Origin of the sequence: Mesorhizobium sp. M7A.F.Ca.US.005.03.2.1, from assembly GCF_003997795.1 — a bacterium.
GTDB classification, from domain to species: domain Bacteria; phylum Pseudomonadota; class Alphaproteobacteria; order Rhizobiales; family Rhizobiaceae; genus Mesorhizobium; species Mesorhizobium ciceri.
Map to the genome: position 1 here is coordinate 1 of NZ_RZRP01000030.1, position 17,760 is coordinate 17,760.

Annotated in this window: 12 protein-coding genes and 1 pseudogene; all 13 read left to right on the plus strand. The window is 62.8% G+C overall.

Annotated features, from left to right (window positions below; translation table 11 throughout):
* Window positions 1–218 (plus strand): annotated as a pseudogene (locus tag EN991_RS03285) (MFS transporter); the annotation flags it as partial.
* 140 nt (window positions 219–358) lie between these two features.
* The gene (locus EN991_RS03295; protein ID WP_013530371.1) at window positions 359–817 is read left to right on the plus strand and encodes a PaaI family thioesterase; all 459 of its coding nucleotides are present in this window, start codon (window positions 359–361) and stop codon (window positions 815–817) included.
* A 141-nt stretch (window positions 818–958) separates the two neighbouring features.
* The gene (locus EN991_RS03300) at window positions 959–1,627 is read left to right on the plus strand and encodes a 5'-methylthioadenosine/S-adenosylhomocysteine nucleosidase (RefSeq protein WP_064994667.1); all 669 of its coding nucleotides are present in this window, start codon (window positions 959–961) and stop codon (window positions 1,625–1,627) included.
* Window positions 1,628–1,675: 48 nt separating this feature from the next.
* Window positions 1,676–3,238: a glutamine-hydrolyzing GMP synthase gene (gene guaA, locus EN991_RS03305; RefSeq protein ID WP_024502342.1), complete on the plus strand. Its 1,563-nt coding sequence runs from the start codon at window positions 1,676–1,678 to the stop codon at window positions 3,236–3,238.
* Window positions 3,239–3,484: 246 nt separating this feature from the next.
* On the plus strand, window positions 3,485–4,567 hold the full coding sequence (locus EN991_RS03310; protein ID WP_127368145.1) for a helix-turn-helix transcriptional regulator: 1,083 nt from the start codon (window positions 3,485–3,487) through the stop codon (window positions 4,565–4,567).
* 209 nt (window positions 4,568–4,776) lie between these two features.
* Entirely contained in the window at window positions 4,777–5,595 is an 819-nt protein-coding gene (locus tag EN991_RS40260; RefSeq protein WP_127368146.1) for a hypothetical protein, read from the plus strand.
* Between the two features lie 69 nt (window positions 5,596–5,664).
* A complete protein-coding gene (locus EN991_RS03320) occupies window positions 5,665–6,960 on the plus strand; it encodes an isoprenylcysteine carboxylmethyltransferase family protein (protein WP_164753428.1) in 1,296 nt (431 codons plus the stop codon).
* Between the two features lie 146 nt (window positions 6,961–7,106).
* Complete coding sequence (locus EN991_RS03325; RefSeq protein ID WP_127368147.1) at window positions 7,107–14,402, plus strand: hypothetical protein; 7,296 nt, start codon at window positions 7,107–7,109, stop codon at window positions 14,400–14,402.
* A 65-nt stretch (window positions 14,403–14,467) separates the two neighbouring features.
* Entirely contained in the window at window positions 14,468–14,959 is a 492-nt protein-coding gene (locus EN991_RS03330; protein ID WP_164768845.1) for a hypothetical protein, read from the plus strand.
* Window positions 14,940–15,935: an OmpA family protein gene (locus EN991_RS03335; RefSeq protein ID WP_245460885.1), complete on the plus strand. Its 996-nt coding sequence runs from the start codon at window positions 14,940–14,942 to the stop codon at window positions 15,933–15,935. Before EN991_RS03330 ends, EN991_RS03335 begins: the two co-directional genes overlap by 20 nt.
* 12 nt (window positions 15,936–15,947) lie before the next feature.
* Window positions 15,948–16,556, plus strand: coding sequence for a hypothetical protein (locus EN991_RS03340; RefSeq protein ID WP_127368149.1), 609 nt, complete (start codon window positions 15,948–15,950; stop codon window positions 16,554–16,556).
* Between the two features lie 150 nt (window positions 16,557–16,706).
* A complete protein-coding gene (locus EN991_RS03345; protein ID WP_013533227.1) occupies window positions 16,707–16,910 on the plus strand; it encodes a CsbD family protein in 204 nt (67 codons plus the stop codon).
* 538 nt (window positions 16,911–17,448) lie between these two features.
* Window positions 17,449–17,760, plus strand: a 312-nt coding sequence (locus EN991_RS03350; protein WP_127368150.1) for a hypothetical protein, incomplete at its 3' end; no start/stop codon positions are given.

The window sequence follows — 17,760 nt, forward strand, 5'->3', positions numbered from 1 at the left end:
CCTGCTCGGTGTTTGATGAGGTGAATGGCGAGCAGATCGCGGCCTTTCGGGACCGTAACAGCGGCTTTGTTCCCGTCGACCACCGCCAGCTCTGGGACAGCCGTTTTCCCGGCCATCCGGCAGCCGCGCGCATCGGCGCCAAAGGCGACATCTCGCTGTCGCCGGCGCTGAGCGGCACCGACGGGTTTTACTTCTGTGCATTGCGCAGGTCGGCCTGAATCCGATCGGATGTCGCCAATTCCTCGCGGATGCGTGGCGCCAGCCGGCAGGCCAGGCCGATTGTGCAGTGCAGCAAAAGCATTTGCCTGCCGTCCATGCCTCTGCAATAAGCTTATCCGCATAAAGGAAGGCAGCGGCCATGGCAGCAAAGATCGTACCCGCCCCCGACTATGAGGATCGCGTCAGGACCTCCTTCGCGCGCCAGAAGGCGATGGCCACGATCGGCGCCGAACTGACGCTGGTGACGCCCGGCATCATCGAGATCGAGATGCCTTATTCGGCGGCACTCACCCAACAGCACGGCTTCCTCCATGCCGGCGTCATTTCGACGGCGCTGGACTCGGCCTGCGGCTATGCCGCCTTTTCGCTGATGCCGGAAAATTCCGGCGTGCTGACCATCGAGTTCAAGGTCAACCTGCTGGCGCCGGGCAGGGGCGAGCGCTTCCTGTTCCGCGGCTCGGTGACCAAGCCAGGCCGCACCATCATCGTTGCCGACGGCCAGGCCTACGCCTTTGCCGCCGACGGCGAGGCCAAGCTGATCGCCACCATGACCGGAACGATGATGACGGTGGTCGGGCGTGATGGCATAGAAGGGTGAGTGGCCGGTTCGCCGCAGGCGAATTCATCGTGCCGGTGGCACGATGAAAGGCCACGGACGCCGGGAGCTGCCGGAGGCAGCGGGTCCCGGCGAGCGGCGGCGCAGATAAGCAGGTGATCGGGCGGAGAGGAGCAAATCATCATGACCGATAAAATTCGCCGCCTGTCGGGCAAGGACGTCCTCTTCGTCATGGCGGCGCAGGCCGAATACGGTCCGCATCTCAAGCAGCTGTTCACGCCATTGATGACAGGTGTCGGTCCGGTCGAGGCCGGCGTCAGGCTAGGCGCTGAACTCTCCTGGCTGAAGTCGCAAAAAACCCTGCCCGACCTCGTCGTGTCGCTCGGCTCAGCCGGCAGCCGGACGCTGGAGCAGACGGGAATCTACCAGGCGGTTTCGGTCAGCTACCGTGACATCGACGCTTCGCCGCTCGGCTTCGAGAAGGGTGCCACACCCTTCCTCGAACTGCCGGTGATCGTGCCATTGCCCTTCAAGATACCTGATATCAAGCAGGCGACGCTATCGACCGGCGGCGCGATCATCACCGGTGCGGCCTATGATGCTGTTAACGCCGACATGGTCGACATGGAGACCTTCGCCTGCCTGCGCGCCTGCCAGTTGTTCGACATTCCGCTGATCGGGCTGCGCGGCATTTCCGACGGGGCGGCGGATCTCAGGCATGTCGGCGACTGGACCGAATATCTTGAAGTCATCGATGAGAAGCTGGCGGAGGCCGTCATGCGGCTCGAACAGGCCATCGGTTTGGGCACGCTTCTGAAAGATTCGCCGCATGAAGACGCCAGACCGCTCTGAAACTCGCAACCCATTGCGTCGACTCATTTCTTTCTCTAAACGCTCGCCATGAAAACAGCCAATCATCCCGATACCGTCCTGATTGTCGATTTCGGCAGCCAGTTCACCCAGCTCATCGCCCGCCGCATCCGCGAGGCCGGCGTGTTTTCCGAGATCGTGCCGTTCCAGTCGGCCGAAGCGGCATTCAAGCGCATCAATCCGAAAGCCGTGATCCTGTCCGGCGGCCCGGCTTCGACCGGCGATATAGGCAGTCCGCGCGCGCCGCAGATCGTCTTCGACGCCGGCGTGCCGGTGCTCGGCATCTGTTACGGCCAGATGGCCATGTGCGTGCAGATGGGCGGCGTCGCCGAAAGCTCCGACCATCGCGAATTCGGCCGCGCCTTCGTCGAGATCCAGAAGGACAGCCCGCTGTTTGAGGGCCTGTGGGCGCCCGGCCAGCGCCACCAGGTGTGGATGAGCCATGGCGACCGCGTCATCTCCTTGCCCAACGGCTTCGAGGTGTTCGGCAAATCGGAGGGCTCGCCCTTCGCCATCTTCGGCAACATCGAGCGCAAGATGTACGGCATCATGTTCCACCCCGAGGTGGTGCATACGCCCGACGGTGCCCGGCTGCTCAGGAACTTCGTCCACAACATCGCCGGCATCGAGGGCGACTGGACCATGCGCGCCTACCGCGAGCACGCGGTCGAGGCGATCCGCAAGCAGGTCGGCAAGGGCAAGGTCATCTGCGCGCTGTCGGGCGGCGTCGATTCCTCCGTTGCCGCGCTGTTGATCCACGAAGCGGTCGGCGACCAACTGACCTGCATCCTTGTCGACCACGGCCTGATGCGCAAGGACGAGGCCGCGGGCGTGGTGGCGATGTTCCGTGAGCACTACAATTTGCCGCTCATTCTGGTCAACGCGTCGGACCGTTTCATCGACGCCCTCGAGGGCGAGTCGGATCCGGAGAAAAAACGCAAGACCATAGGCCGGCTGTTCATCGAGGTGTTCGAGGAAGAGGCCAAGAAACTCGGCGGCGCCGAATTCCTGGCGCAAGGCACGCTCTATCCCGACGTGATCGAAAGTGTCTCCTTCACCGGCGGCCCGTCGGTGACGATCAAGTCGCACCACAATGTCGGCGGCCTGCCGGCGCGCATGAACATGCAGCTGGTCGAGCCGCTGCGCGAGCTGTTCAAGGACGAGGTCAGGGCGCTGGGCAAGGAGCTTGGCCTGCCCGAGAGTTTCATCGGACGCCATCCATTCCCCGGCCCGGGCCTCGCCATCCGCTGCCCCGGCGGCATCACCCGCGAAAAGCTGGAGATCCTGCGCGAAGCCGACGCCATCTATCTTGACGAGATCCGCAAAGCCGGCCTCTACGATGCCATCTGGCAGGCATTCGCCGTGCTGCTGCCGGTGCAGACGGTCGGCGTGATGGGCGACGGCCGCACCTACGAGTTCGTCTGCGCGCTGCGCGCCGTCACCTCGGTCGACGGCATGACGGCGGATTTCTACCACTACGACATGGCCTTCCTGGGGGCTGCTGCCACCCGCATCATCAACGAAGTCCGCGGCATCAACCGCGTCGTCTACGACGTGACGTCGAAGCCGCCTGGAACAATCGAGTGGGAGTAGGGGGATTAGGCGGCAACAACGTGGTTTCGGCTGGCCTCGCCCTATAGGATGCCGTCGGTTCGATCATCAGGCGGATTCTCCCAAGCCGAATGCGAAACTACTTCAAGGCAGCAGCTTATGATCCGGATGGAGCCAGATGTGTTCCAAATCTGCAAGTTTCGCTGCCGGAGACTTCAAATTTGGCTGGATTCATGTTAGTGTAAGTGCAATGTAGCACAAGACATACGCTGCCTGAAGATATGGCACATGCTCACGGAAATTGTCGACTCGCTTTATGAAGCAGCGTTCATTTCAGAAAAATGGCCCGCCGTTCTCGAGGGGGTCACCGGTGCTGCGGCGTCGAAGGGTGGGGCACTCTTTGTTTTCGCCGATGGATTGCCTGTCCGTGGCAAGGCGGTTCCGTCCCTGCAGGGCCTGATGAAGGAAGTCACGGCAGACGAGACGTTGCGGCTTTCCACCGCCGCCACGCGCATGAGCGAACTGCGGCCGGCAAGCTTCATCGATGTCGACAGCTTCATGACCCCACAGGAAATTCGGGACGATCCAGTGCGTATCCGGTTGCGCACACTGGGGCTCGGGGCAAATACCTGCGCGGCGATCCCGATGCCTAGCGGCGAGCTCGTTATGTTCGTATTCCAGCGCGGTCTGGAAGATGGCGCCTATGCACCGGAGCATCTTGGATTGCTCGACCGCTTGCGGCCCGACATGGCGCGCGCCAGCCTTGCCGCCACGCGCCTTGGCCTGGAGCGCGCCCGCGGCACGGTGAATGCCTTGGCCACGATCGGACTTCCGGCGGCCGTCCTCGCCGGCAATGGTCGCGTCAGGGCAACGAACACCCTGTTCGATCAGGAAAAGACGTTCTTCGTGGCGACGGCGTTCGGCGGTATCGCCCTTGCCAATCCGGAAAGCAACCGTTTGTTCCAGATGGCCGTGCAGGCTCGCGACGGCGAACCCGTTTCGCGCTCCATTCCGCTGCGCAGCGCCTTGCCTCCGCCGGTCGTGGTGCATGTCCTGCCGCTCAAGCAGGACGCGGACGCGCATGACCTCTTTGGCGGCTGCGATCTGCTCATTGTCGCCACCGCGATCAGTGCCAGCACTCTGGTGCCCTCGCCGACCATATTGACCGGCCTGTTCGACCTGACGGCGGCGGAAGTGCGGCTTGCCACCGCGCTGGCCAAGGGCCTTAATCTGCAGGCGGCGGCGGCTGAAGCCGGCCTGCAATTCTCGACCGTGCGCACTTATTTGAACCGTATCTTTCGCAAGACGGGAACGAATCAACAAAGCCAGCTTGTTGCGCTTTTGAAATCGGCACATCCATTCCAGCAATGAGCTATCGGATCTAGGCGATTGCGCGTGATGTCCGACTTGCACGGGCTTTCCGCAAGCGCGATCGCGGCCCCGACTCCGAGTCATTTTAGCATCATATGGTGACTAGGCGGCTCGCACTCTTCCCGGCAATGTTCTGCATTGGAGTTGACCGGTGTGGTTCCCGGATGGGCCCGGACCTCTTCCACCGAAATATGGCCAAAGAGGCGTTCATGAAGACGGCGATCTATTTCATCGGAGTGGCGGCGGCCGCGGCCGTGGCGATCGTGGGCTTTCCGCAATTCATAGCGACAGCGAAGACAACCTATGATCGCTGCCCAGGCACCCTGGAGCATGGAAGGTGCGGAGGTTCACGCTTTTTTGTGCTCGTCACGGATTCGGGAAAACACAAAAAGCTCCGTTCCTCCTCCAGCTCGTCTGGACACTCGAGCTCAGGCATATGGGGTACCTCCGGACAGAGCCCACGCTCTTCCGGGCAGGGCGGCAACACCAGTGGCGGCACGTCGGGCGGTACGTCCGGCGGCACATCGGGCACTTCCGGACAGAGTTCCGGTACGTCAGGCAACACCAGTGGCGGCACATCGGGCGGCACGTCGGGCACTTCCGGACAGAGTTCCGGTACGTCCGGCAACACCAGTGGTGGTACGTCCGGCGGCACCAGCGGTGGTACGTCCGGCAACACCAGTGGTGGCACGTCCGGCAACACCAGCGGTGGTACGTCCGGCAACACCAGCGGTGGCACGTCCGGCAACACCAGCGGTGGCACGTCCGGCAACACCAGTGGTGGCACGTCCGGCAACACCAGCGGTGGTACGTCCGGCAACACCAGCGGTGGTACGTCCGGCAACACCAGTGGTGGCACGTCCGGCAACACCAGTGGTGGCACGTCCGGCAACACCAGTGGTGGTACGTCCGGCAACACCAGTGGTGGCACGTCCGGCAACACCAGTGGTGGCACGTCCGGCAACACCAGCGGTGGTACGTCCGGCAACACCAGCGGCGGCACATCGGGTGGATTGGGCGGCGGATAATCCAGCTCAGTCAGCTCGGCAGGACTTGATCGAATGGACGTCCGGCGGCAGACGTGTATGGATGTTCCAGTGGACCAGAGTGTCCATGCCCAAGGCGGCGAAAAGAACCCTGCCGCCCCGGTCCCGGCATGTCCCGGCTCGGCCAGCGGCCAATGGACCGGTATGGCAGGCGTGCTCATGGCCCTCGCAAACGTATGGCTTTTGCGCGACTGGACTGAAGCTGCCCATCTCAAGACGCTCGCCGTGTTGGTCTTGTCGGCCGCCGTCATGCTGGCCGTGGACTTGCTCGTCCACCGTGTCCAGCTCAATCCCACCACGGAACTGGCGCGGGACGCGATCCGGCCTGTCGATCCGCTGCGGCTTGTTCACAAGCTCGTCGGCTTCTGGATGACCATTGGGTGCATTGCGGGGCTATACGCCCTCCTGCCGGAATATGGCGACGCCTTCTATCAGCCGTTCAAGGACGCCGCTCTGTATCTGCTGCCGGGCCTCATTGTCGCTTCGCCTTTCTACATTCTCCATGTCGACCGCCGGCAGCGCGATCCCTTCGATGCCTACGCGCAGCTTCCTCTGCTGCTCGCCGGGAACCGTCCGGCGAACTGGAGCATGCTGGCCGCCCACGCGCGGGGTTGGCTCGTGAAGGCTTTCTTCCTGCCCTTGATGTTCGTCTATGCCAATAACGATCTCGGCGCGCTGTGGTCGGCGCCGCTGTTCCCGCAGTGGGACTTCCGGGATGTCTTCGCCCGGCTCATCGATGTCTTCTACCTTCTGGATGTGCTCTTGGCGGTGATTGCCTATACGCTGACGTTGCGGGTGATCGACAGTCACATAAGGAGCACCGAGCCGACGATTGGTGGTTGGGCCATCTGCCTCATCTGCTACCGGCCGTTTGTGGACGCGCAGGGGCACTACATTCAATATGAACTGGACGAGCTCCATTGGGACAAGGTCCTGGCGCCCTATCCCTGGCTCTATGTACTATGGGGCAGCGCCATTCTGCTCTTGGTTTTCATCTATGTCTGGTCGACGGCGGCCTTCGGCCTGCGATTCTCCAACCTCACCCATCGTGGAATCATCACCAACGGCCCCTATCGCTGGGTGAAACATCCGGCCTATCTGAGCAAGAATCTTTGCTGGTGGCTGATCTCGGTGCCGTTCGTCGCTGGTGCGGGCTGGCTCACGGCGGTTCAATCCTGCCTGATGCTGGGCGCCGCCAATCTTGTCTATTACCTGCGCGCCAGGACCGAGGAACGGCATTTGAGCGCCGACCCGATCTATCGGGACTACCAGGCCTTTATCGCCGAGCATGGCCTCGTGGCCCGCGTGCTGAAGTTGGTGCAGCCCCCTGCCTCGCGCTCATTTTAGCATCATATGATGACTAGGCGACCCTGGCTTTTAACGGCATTTTTCAGCTCGGCTCTGGATCGATGCCGTGCCTTGCGGGGGAGAGGCGACACTCCTCGCGGTTGATCCGGAAGAGCAAGGACAGTCGCTAAGTCGGGGTCTCGGCAATGCCGAAAGCATTACCTTTCGCGCGCTCCTTCCTCATCCTTGGGTTTTGGCTGGCGATTGCATCGCTTGTCGGCACAGTGGCATTGCTGTCGATGCCCCCCGCCTCTCGTGCCGAGGACACCCAGACGGCCGAGGACACCCAGACGCAGAATGTTTTGAAGCCGGGCGATATCGCGGCCTCCGGCTTTGCCGGGGTCAGGCTTCAGGTCGAGGGGCTGCCGCCAGGCGTGGATCCCCTCTCCAAGACCGTCATCGATCCCGACGGGGTCACGCTGCGCATCTATGACGGAAGCCTCGTTGCCGCGCCGCTGGCCGGCCAGCAGCTTAATCTGCCTCTGCGCAAGGACTTCAAGGCCGGGGATATCGGCCATGTATTCGGGCTGGTTTTCGACACGCTCCCGGCCGACGAGCGCGGCACGCCCGGCCTCTATGCGGCAGCCACGTCCGCCTTTGGCCTCTATATTGTCGGCCCCGACAAGGACGGCGACGGACAGCCCGACCGGCTGACGAGAGGGGCTCCCGGCGCCCAGTTCATGGAGGGTCTGTTCGGCAAGGCCCCCTTTGGCGGCGCCGGGGCGATCTGGAAGATAGACAGCGCGACGGGCGAGGCCAGCCTCTATGCGGAGCTCTCCAAGGAAGGCGCGATCAACAGCGGGCCCGGCATCGGCGGCCTTGCCTTCGATCCCGCGAGCCGTTCGCTCTATGTTTCCGACCTTGACACCGGGCTAGTTCATCAGCTCAAGGGCCCGACTGCCGGCACCGATGCCGGCCAGTTCGATCATGGACTGCAGGGCGGGCCGCTGGCGGGCAAGGAGGCCGTCGCCGATGATGCAAAGCAGCTCGACGTCACGTCTCCGGACTTCGACGCGGCCAATCCGTCGACCTGGGGTTTTACGCAGAATGCGCGCCGGATCGACGGCATGGCGGTGCACGGGAAGCGGCTCTATTACGCTGTCGCGGAAGGTCCTGAAATCTGGTCCGTCGGCCTCGCCGAGGATGGCTCCTTCATGCCGGATGCCCGCATCGAGGTCGGCGTCGACGCCTCGCAGCCCGGCACGGTCACGGCGATAGTCTTCGACAACAGCGGCGACATGGTCCTGGCGCTGCGCAATGCGGTGCAGAATGCAGGTGATTTTGCGGCACTTGTCAGTGGCGGCCCCACCGATGTGATCCGCTATGCGCCCGAAGCCCCGGACGATCCGCAAACAGCATCGGCCTGGCAACTGGATACGCTCACCTATCCTGTTGGTCAGTCCATCGAGCGGCGCGATGCCAGCGGCGGCGTGGCGCTGCAATATGCCTACAAGCCCGACGGCAGCCTCGACCTCACCGCCTGCGGCGGAACGCTGCTTGCTTCCGGCGATGTCCTGGATCGGCAAAAGCCTGTCCATGGTCTGCAGATTGGTGCGGCAAGCCAGTTTCAGGCTGCTGCCGGCGCAGACGTTCCAACTGCCTTCGTTGCCCTTGATCCGGCTCAGGATGATGCGGCGGCGCGCGGCCATGCCGGCGGCGTTGCCGTTCTCTCGCAATGCGAAGGCGGCAGCGGATTCCCAGCCGTAGCCTCGGACGAACAGTTTCCCGGTATACCGGGAGGCGGCCAACCTGGCTTTCCCGGTGTCGAGGGCGGCGGCGGCCAGCCCGGCTTTCCAGGCGTTGACGGCGGCGGCGGGACCGGCTTTCCCGATGTTGAAGGTGACGGCGGCCAGACCCGCGGCAAGCTCACGCTGACCAAGACGGGCACCGTGCCGAAATGCTCCCCCAAGGGCGGGTGCGCCTTCAACATCGAAGTCAGCAACGACGGGCCAGAAGTTCCAGGTCCCATCACGATCAACGAGCAGATCGAGGCGCCCCAGGCGACGCTGACCGGCGAACCCAACGCACCTTGGCAATGCAGCAAGGCGGCGCCCTTCACCTGTACGCATCCGGGGCCGGTGCCCGCCAACGGCAAGCTCGATATGCGCCTTGTCTTCGCGCCGAATACCCCGCCGGAAACGAAAGAGGTCAGGAATTGCGCGGTCCTCGCCGGCGGGACGCCGCCTCCAGGCAATCAGCAGAAAGCGAACAATCAACAGCCGGCCGCGCTGCCGCCGCCGACGGCCAGCAACGCGAACGGTCTTGCGGTGCAGGCCTCGGGCGTGCCGGCGAGCTGCTCGCCCAAGGCTGGGACCTGCGAGTTCGAGGTCAAGGTCACCAACACCAGCGCCAATGCAGTCACTGGACCCTTCCGGGTCATACAGACCCTGTCGGTCGGAACTCAGAGCCAGGCGAAGAATTCCCCTACCAGCCTGAATGTGCCGGCCGGCCTGCAATGCAAGCCCGATGGGCGGGAGCTCGATTGCCAACAGCCGGAGCTCACCTTGGCTCCCGGCGAAAGCCGCTCCATGAAGATCGCCTTTACCATCGACACGACCGAAGGTGGCGAAGCCGATTTCGTGCAGAGCAAGGCCGCTGTCACCTTTGGACCGCTGGCCGGCGAGGCGACGGCCGCGATTGCCTTCGACGAACCCCTCAACAACAAGCTGCCAGAGCCTGGCGCGCCAGAGGCGGGCGGCAACCCGCCGGACGGAGACGCCGGCGGACAGCCGGCGGCGCCGGCCTGCGCCACCTTGCCGCTCGATCCGGACATGCCGGTGCAGACCGGGCCGGTGGTGATTTCGAAGAAAGGCCCGGCAAGCTGCCCGCTCAAAGGACCGTGCACCTTCGAGATCACGCTCACCAACACCACCGATGCGCCGGTGCCCGGTCCCATACCCTTCACCGACACGATCGATGTCGCGGGCGCCAAGCTTTCCGACGATGCTCTGCCCCCACCCTTCGCCTGCGAGAAGGGTGGCCCGCCGGTCAAATGTTCGTTCGGCAATGCGGCCACGGCGCTCGGGCCGAAGGAATCAAGAAGCGTTTCGCTGCGCTTCGACCTCGAACTGCCAGCCGGCACCAGGACGGTGAAGAATTGCGCGATGACGTCCCCGGCCGCGGTGCCGCAGAAGAAGGCCGAGCTTACGGTACCGATGAGCCGGCGCCCGCTGATTACTTATGCGGCCTTCCGATCAGCATCGCTCGCCGAGGGCAAGGGCCTTCTGCATTTCATCGACAATCCCGGCGGCAATATCGACGGCGTGTCGAGCGTTACGAAAGAATGCACCCAATGGCAGTTGCAGGACAACGCCTTCGCCATGCGGCAGAACAACGGCCTGGAACTCCATTTCACTCATATGCAGATCGATCCTGACCAGAGAGGTGTGGTTGGTGGTGGTAAAGTCGTCGGCGACGTCTTTTATTTTCCGAATGATGGCGGCGGCGCGTTCTTCGGCAAGGTCACCAACGGGAGAGTGGTCGGAAACACATTCGAATTCGATGTGGCTTGGAAGGCAGCACATGGCGACACCGGCCACTATGAGGGCACGATCAATCCCGACGGCAGCGCGACCGGAAATCAGGTCAATCGAGCGGGTGCCCGCGGCACCTTTACGAGTATGGGCAACCGGTGGCAGTGCAAAAGCAGCAAATTTTGTGAAAAATATGCCGTCCGCGCGACTACGGTGGCAAGTTTAGTCCGCGAGAAAAAGTGCCGGATGAAGGGACCCGAACCCCGCTGGTCGGCCGATGTGCAGAAGCACATCGATTTCTGCATGTCACGCGCCAGCACGGTTGATCCCGCGTTTGAGGCGGAGGAAAAGGCACGAGCCGACAGGCTTAAGCAATGCGTCGCCGAGAGTGACGCAAGACCGGCTTGCCCCGCTGTTGCCAACGACGTGGTCGCCATCAACGATCAAATGAAGGCCCTGAACTGCAAAGACGCCCTGAAGACGGCGACGGTTACAGGCGTGTTCTCCTTTTGTCAGATAAACCCGCTGACCGGCAATGTGCTCAAGCAGGCATTGCAGAAAAAACTCGATGCCTGCAAAGCCCAGCTCGCCGCCAACGGGAATGCCGGCGCGGGCGGAGCCGATGCCGGCGGCGCGGACGAGGGCGATGGCGTCGGTGGCGGTGGCAAGGTGCGGGAGCCGGCACCGGAACAATGCGCTGTGGTCAACATCGAGGAGGTCAATCCGCCGGGCGGCGGCGGCCAGGTCGATCCGCAAGCCTCGACCGCGGGGCCGCTCAGCCTGGTGAAGACATTCACCACCTGCGTCGAAAACCGCTGCGTTTTCAACGTCACGATTTCCAACACAAGCGATGCCGAGGTCAAGGGACCGGTCGAGTTCACCGACGACGTGACCGGCGACGGCGCCGTCTTCAACAGCGCCACCGTCTCGGCCGCCTCCGATCCCAAATTCAACTGCGCCAGGCAGGGGCAGGGTTTCATCTGCTCCAACCCGGCGGTCACGCTCGCGGCGAAAAGCTCCGTCAGCATCCCCCTCACCGCCGATCTGGGCAAGGGCATCGGCGCGGTCAAGGAAATGAAGAACTGCGCCACGCTGAAAGGCGCGGCTGCACCGTCCTGCGCCACCGCCCGGCTGCTGCAGCCCGCGCCGCAGCCCGAACAGCCCAAGAACCTCGCGCTGGCGCACAATCCGGCGGTGGCGCAATGCTCGGACATAGGCGGCGGATGCGTCTTCACGACATCAGTCAGCAATCCCGCCGACGCGGCGGAGTTCAATGGGCCGCTCTCCTTCACCGTCCATCTCTCGCAGCCGGACGGCAGCGCCTTTCCCAACATCGCGATGGAGGGCGGCGGCGAGGCAGCAAGTGTCCCCGGTGTGACCGCGCCGATCTCCTGCAAGAAGGACGGCAATGACGTAACCTGCACCTCCGCGGTGACGGCGAAAATTCCGCCCGGCAAGACTGTGCCCGTGTCGATGACGTTCAAGCCCGGCAGCGGAACGAATGCGACTGCGATCAAGACCTGCGCTTCGTTCGCGGGCGGCGAACAGACATGCGCCAGCATTCCGCTGGTCAAAGGCCCGCTGCTCAGGGCCCAGAAATTCACCGCGGCCACCTCTTGCGTGCCGAGTTGCGCCTTCGGAATTTTGCTGAAGAATGTCGGAACTGACGCTGCTTCCGGCCCCTTTGTCATCAAGGAGGATTTCAAGCCCATCACCGACACCACGATCGAGACCGTCGATGGCGACTTCGCGTGCTCGACCACCAATGGCACCGTCGGATGCATCTCGACCAACAAGGGCACGAATGTTCTAAAACCCGGCGAAACGCTCAGCGGCCGGGTGCTGGTCAAAACCTCGAGGGTTTCTCCGACCTACACGAACTGCATCGACTATAATCCGGCCGCCAACGCCAAGCCCAGTCCGTTCGACAGGGATTTCGCCGGCCGCTGCGTCACCATCAAGGACGAGGTGCATAAGGGCGCTAATCTGATGGTCGAGGTCCTCCCTCCCAACGGCAAACCGAACGGCGTTGGCGAGTGTGGCATCAACGAAGTGTGCCGCTTCAGAGTCAGCGTGAAGAGCAATGGGTCGGATACGGTCGTCGGCCCGCCGCCATTCAACGCCAAGGTCCGGAATGGCATCGTTCAGTTCATCAATGCCGATCTCACAGTAAAAGGCACCGGCGCCTGCAGCAAGAAGGATGGCGACACCCAGACTGTCGCGTGTCAGAGCGCCGTGTCGATGCCCCCGGAAACATTCCTCGATGCCGATGCCGTGGTGATCGCCGGGGCGACATGGAAGAAGAACGATACGCTCACCTTATGCGCGACAGTACCGCCGGTTGACAGCAATCCGAATGACAATGAAGGCTGCGCGTCGGTCAAGCTCGACCCCTTCAGCGTCAAGGTCACCAAGACCGGCGATCAATCCTGCACCCTGGGCGGCGATTGCCACTTCGCCCTCAGGCTGTTCAATCCGGGGCCGATCGACCACAACGCGCCGGTCACCATTTCCGACAAACTGACGGGGCTTGCCTCGGCGCAGATCGTCTCGATCACGCCGCCACTGCCCTGCGCGACGCAGCCGACGCAGATCCCGTTCTCCTGCACATCGCCCGGCCCCGTGCGCCTCGATCTCGATGCCCCCGAAGGCAGCGAGTTCGGTCCGCGCAACTTCAACATGGTCGTGCGCCTGCCGAGCGATGCCTCGGCAGCCCGGTTCTCGAATTGCGCCGACGTCTCGGACGGAACGCCCGGCATCAATGATCAGTCCTGCAAGACGGTTTCCCTGATCCCGCCCGTGCAGACCTGTCAAGGCGGCATGGTGCTCGCCAATGGCATCTGTGCCTGTCCGCCCAACACCAGATGGGATGGCAAGAGCTGCAGCGGAACCGGCGGCGCTTCCACCTCGAAGCCGATCACGCCCGAGGCGGCGCCGGTCCTCGCCGTCCCGTCCGCCACCTGCAAGTTCGGCATGATCCTCGCCGGCAATGGCCTGTGCGCCTGCCCCGCCAACACCAAATGGACCGGCAAGGCCTGCGAGGCCGCCGGCCCAGGAAGCGGCGGAATTGGCTTGATCAAGCAGGCTCCGCAGGTGCAGGCCAGGGTCTGCCCCGCCGATCGGCCGATGGGGGCGTACCCCAATTGCTGTCCGCAAGGTACGGAATATCGTAATGGCAAATGCCGTTCTCAGAAGACGGCACCCATAGAGGTCAAGTGCGGCAGCGGCCTTGTGAAGGATGCAAGGACCGGACGGTGCATCGCCTGCAAACGCGGCAGCCATGCCGAGGGCAATGCCTGCGTGCTCAACAGGATCAAGCAGCAGCCAGGAATCTGTCCCGCGGATCGGCCGGTTGGTGCCTATCCCAATTGCTGTCCGCAAGGGACCGAGTACCGCAATGGCAAATGCCGCTCCCCGCAGCCGGCCCAGGTAAAGTGCCGCCGGAGCCAGGTGCTTGATGCCGCGACCGGCGTCTGCGTCGATCGCGCAAGGCAACGGTTCTGTCCCGCTGACCGCCCTGTCGGGGCCTATCCGAATTGCTGCCCAGAGGGCTACCAGTTTGGACGCGGAAAGTGCCGTCCGATGCGCGATCAACAGCAGGAACAGCAATCTTGTCCCGCCAACCGGCCCGTCGGGGTCTATCCGAACTGCTGCCCGGAGGGATATCAATTTGGGCGCGGCAGGTGCCGCATGATCCGCGACCAGAATCAGCAGCCACAACAGCCGGATCAGGGCACCAGGCCTGTCCGCAAGAAGACCTGTCCGGACGGCACGGTCGTCTATGGCCGGTATAGCAAGTGCCCGAACGACAACCCCGCGCCACAACCACAACCACAACCACAACCGCAACCGCAACCGCAACCGCAACAACAGCAATGCAGAGGCGACCAGGTCAGCACGTCGTCCGGCTGCGTGTGTCCGACCGGCACGAGGGAATCCAGTGGCCAGTGCATCGATCGCGTCAATTGAGCCAAGTGAAATGACATCGGGAGATTGCATCCGTGAAACCCTCGTTCTTCGCGACACTGGCGGGCATGGTGGCCATGGCGGGTGTTTCGATCTTTCACCCCACTGAACTCCATGCCGGAGCCCCGCTGACCGACGTCTGCTATGAAGCGCCTTGCTCCGTCCAGAAAGCGGAAAGCAAAAACGGCAAGCTCGATCAGGCGCCGCAGATGCTCGCCTTCGAGATAAAGATAAGGTTCGGATGCCCGGACGGCTTTCGCAAGGAAGACGGCGAATGTGTGCGCGACCGAAGAGGCAAGAAGAGAAGGTTTGAATGCCCCGACGGCTTCCATCGGCAGGACGGTGAATGCGTGCGCGACCGAAGGGGCAAGAAGAACCAGGCGAGAGGTTGCCCGGAAGGCACGGAGTTCCGCCGCGGCAAATGCCGCGAGAGCGAGTTCCCCCCTGTGGAGCAAGAGGAGGAGCAGACCTGCTCGCACAATGATCACTTGGAGAACGGCCGGTGCGTGCCGTGCCGACAAGGCCAGCATGTCGAAGGAGATGAATGTGTACCGGACTAGAATTCTTCGGATAGGCCTGACGGCTCTTGGCCTGGCGCTCTCCTCTTTGCTGGCGCAGGCCGAAGATGCCGAAGGCTGCACCGACAATCCGTTCGTCGGACGTTTCCAGGGCGCGACGATCGCCTATTGCAAGGCGAAGGATTTCGATGAGTTGGTGTTCCTGCAGTCACCGCATGATTATGGCGCGCTGCTGGAGCGCAATGCCATGAAGGACAGGTCGGGGCCGGAATGGCTCAAGCAGCAGGGAAGAGCCAGCGAGTTGCGCTATGAATTGCCGCCCGGCAGTTCTTCGCTGGAGGTCGCGAGCAGCTATGAGGCCGATCTCAAGGCGAAAGGCTTCAGCATCCTTTTCTCCTGCGCCGATCAGGAGTGCCTGGTCGGCAATCTGCGCGACCTCTACCTGCTGGGCGAACAGCTCGATCCGACCAATGGCATATCGACCGCCTATGCCGACCATGTCCGCTACCTCCTGGCCAAGCTCGAGCGGCCGGAAGGTGCCATCTATGTGAGCGCCATGGCCGGCGAGGACAAGGACAGGGCCGTCGTCTTCGTGCGCGTGCTGGAAGCCAAGGGCATGGATCCCGCAAAGGTGGCGACGGCGGCTCCCGAGGATCTGTCGGATTCACTCGCTTCGCAAGGCAGCGTCAATCTTTATGGCATCCTGTTCGATTACAACCAGGACGCCGTGAAGCCGGAATCGAAGCCGGCTTTGGACGAGATCGCCAAGGTGCTGACCGACAAGCCGGCGCTGCGCCTCAAGATCATTGGCCATACCGACAATGCGGGCAGCGCCGCCTATAATCTCGATCTCTCTACCCGCCGCGCCGCCAATGTGTCCGCGGCCTTGGTGGGCGGCTACGGCATCGATCCCGCCCGGCTCTCATTCGAAGGGGCGGGCCTGTCACGCCCGATCGAATCCAACGACACCGACGAAGGGCGCGCCAAGAACCGCCGCGTCGAGCTTGTCGTGCAATAGCCGGTTCGGATCATGAAGCCTGTGCACGACTTCAAAAGATTTGGCCACACCGGGCTGTGCGCGCTCATGGCGCTGGCCTGCGCTTCCCGCATCGCCGACGCCGCATCCATCACCATCGACTGCGCGCGCGAAGACAAGTTGGTCGTGGGCTGGACCGCACCGCTCGCCCTTTCATATCCCGGCGGGGCCAGCGGCGACCTGGCGCTGACGTCGGAACATATCACATTCACTTTGCCCGCCGCGCAAACCCTGACGACCGGCGTCGTCGACGGGACCGATGTGACGGCAACCTCCATATACGGTTCAGGCGAAACATCTTCAGTGATGCCCGACCCGGCGGCGCTCATGGCGTGCGTGGAGAATTCACTGCAGCCGGAGCTCAAGGATGATGCGGATGCGCAGGCCCTTGCGCTGCTCGGCTGCGCGCCCAAGGTGGCAGTGAGCACGTCTCCGATTGCCGTCCACGCAAGCGTGTCGGTTGGTCTCTTTCCGGGAAACGAGCCGACGGTGCCGGACGTGAACGTCGAGATCAGACGCAGCTATAGGAACGCGAAAACCCCGGCGGGCGATGCCATCACCATCGAAACCTATCCCAGCAACTGCAAGCTTGCTGGGCAATGAGCAGCGACCCATCGCTTTCCGGGGACCGCAAGGGGCGATAACTCTGGCAACCGATTCGGCATCGGGCAGCGCGTTGGCTGTTTCCAGGAACATCCTTGACTGGATTGCGTTTCCTATTCCGGACCTTTCCAAAACAGGGAGAACGGTGTCATGGACTGGAACCGCGTGGAAGGAAACTGGAAACAGGTGAAAGGCAAGGTCAAGGAGCAGTGGGGCAAACTCACCGATGACGACCTTGACCGCATCGCCGGCAAGCGCGATCAACTCGAAGGCAAGATCCAGGAGCGTTACGGCATCGAAAAGGACCGCGTGCGGCGCGATGTCGACGATTGGTACGGGCGGCAGGGTTGGTAGGCATGTGAGCCCGGCTGTGGCCATTCCAGGACGCGGCCCAACAGTCCGGCAGGACCATGCGGGCGCTGAGCCTTGTCGTCGGTTGAGTTTTGCAGCAAGGATTTCGTACTGTGGCTGAAAATATCTCTCGCAAGCAGGAGCAACGGGGGACAAGAAGAATTGTCACGTGGGCGATCGCAGTTATCGCCGTGATTTTTCTTGCTCTACTGGCTATATTCGTGTTCGGCCCGTTGCTATGACTTTCATGGCGATGATTGAGCTGTCTCCGATCCGGGGATGATCGGGCATTGGTCGGGGACGCGGGCAGCGGCCACCAGTGAGCAACTATGCTTCAGGCGAGGGCATGCGGCCAGCGCTGCTTCCGCGGCCGGACGACGCCAAGGCGGCGCACCTATATCGACCGCCGTCGCGCGGCTAGCCGGTCTGCAGTGCCGGCACAAAAACCTGTTTCACAAGAATCTTGCTGAACACGATTTCGCCGGGAACATATCAGGAAACGATTGGTTTGGTGGCGGTACACCCAACCAGGAGATCCACCATGATCGTCAAACTTCTGTCCGCCGCTGTGCTCGCGCTCACATTGGCCACATCGGCAGTGGCACAGTCGAACAGTTCCGGCTCCAACAGCGGTTCGGGCTCGAACGACGGCACCGGCGCTACGTCTGGAAATACCGGCGGCAACAGCGGCACCGGCTCTGGAACGTCCGTGAATCCTTCCGATCCGAGCACTACAAATTCGACAAATTCCACAACGAAATCAGGTGGCATGACTGACCGCTGCAAAGATTCGGCAGGCAATGACATCGACAACAACACCGCGACCGGCACGACAACATCGAATGTGCAGAAC

Excerpts from the sequence above, each read along its gene's own strand:
- EN991_RS03295 (WP_013530371.1), top strand. The coding sequence starts at position 359 with ATGGCAGCAAAGATCGTACCCGCCCCCGACTATGAGGATCGCGTCAGG.
- EN991_RS03300 (WP_064994667.1), top strand. The coding sequence starts at position 959 with ATGACCGATAAAATTCGCCGCCTGTCGGGCAAGGACGTCCTCTTCGTC.
- guaA (WP_024502342.1), top strand. The coding sequence starts at position 1,676 with ATGAAAACAGCCAATCATCCCGATACCGTCCTGATTGTCGATTTCGGC.
- EN991_RS03310 (WP_127368145.1), top strand. The coding sequence starts at position 3,485 with ATGCTCACGGAAATTGTCGACTCGCTTTATGAAGCAGCGTTCATTTCA.
- EN991_RS40260 (WP_127368146.1), top strand. The coding sequence starts at position 4,777 with ATGAAGACGGCGATCTATTTCATCGGAGTGGCGGCGGCCGCGGCCGTG.
- EN991_RS03325 (WP_127368147.1), top strand. The coding sequence starts at position 7,107 with ATGCCGAAAGCATTACCTTTCGCGCGCTCCTTCCTCATCCTTGGGTTT.
- EN991_RS03330 (WP_164768845.1), top strand. The coding sequence starts at position 14,468 with ATGGTGGCCATGGCGGGTGTTTCGATCTTTCACCCCACTGAACTCCAT.
- EN991_RS03335 (WP_245460885.1), top strand. The coding sequence starts at position 14,940 with ATGAATGTGTACCGGACTAGAATTCTTCGGATAGGCCTGACGGCTCTT.
- EN991_RS03340 (WP_127368149.1), top strand. The coding sequence starts at position 15,948 with ATGAAGCCTGTGCACGACTTCAAAAGATTTGGCCACACCGGGCTGTGC.
- EN991_RS03345 (WP_013533227.1), top strand. The coding sequence starts at position 16,707 with ATGGACTGGAACCGCGTGGAAGGAAACTGGAAACAGGTGAAAGGCAAG.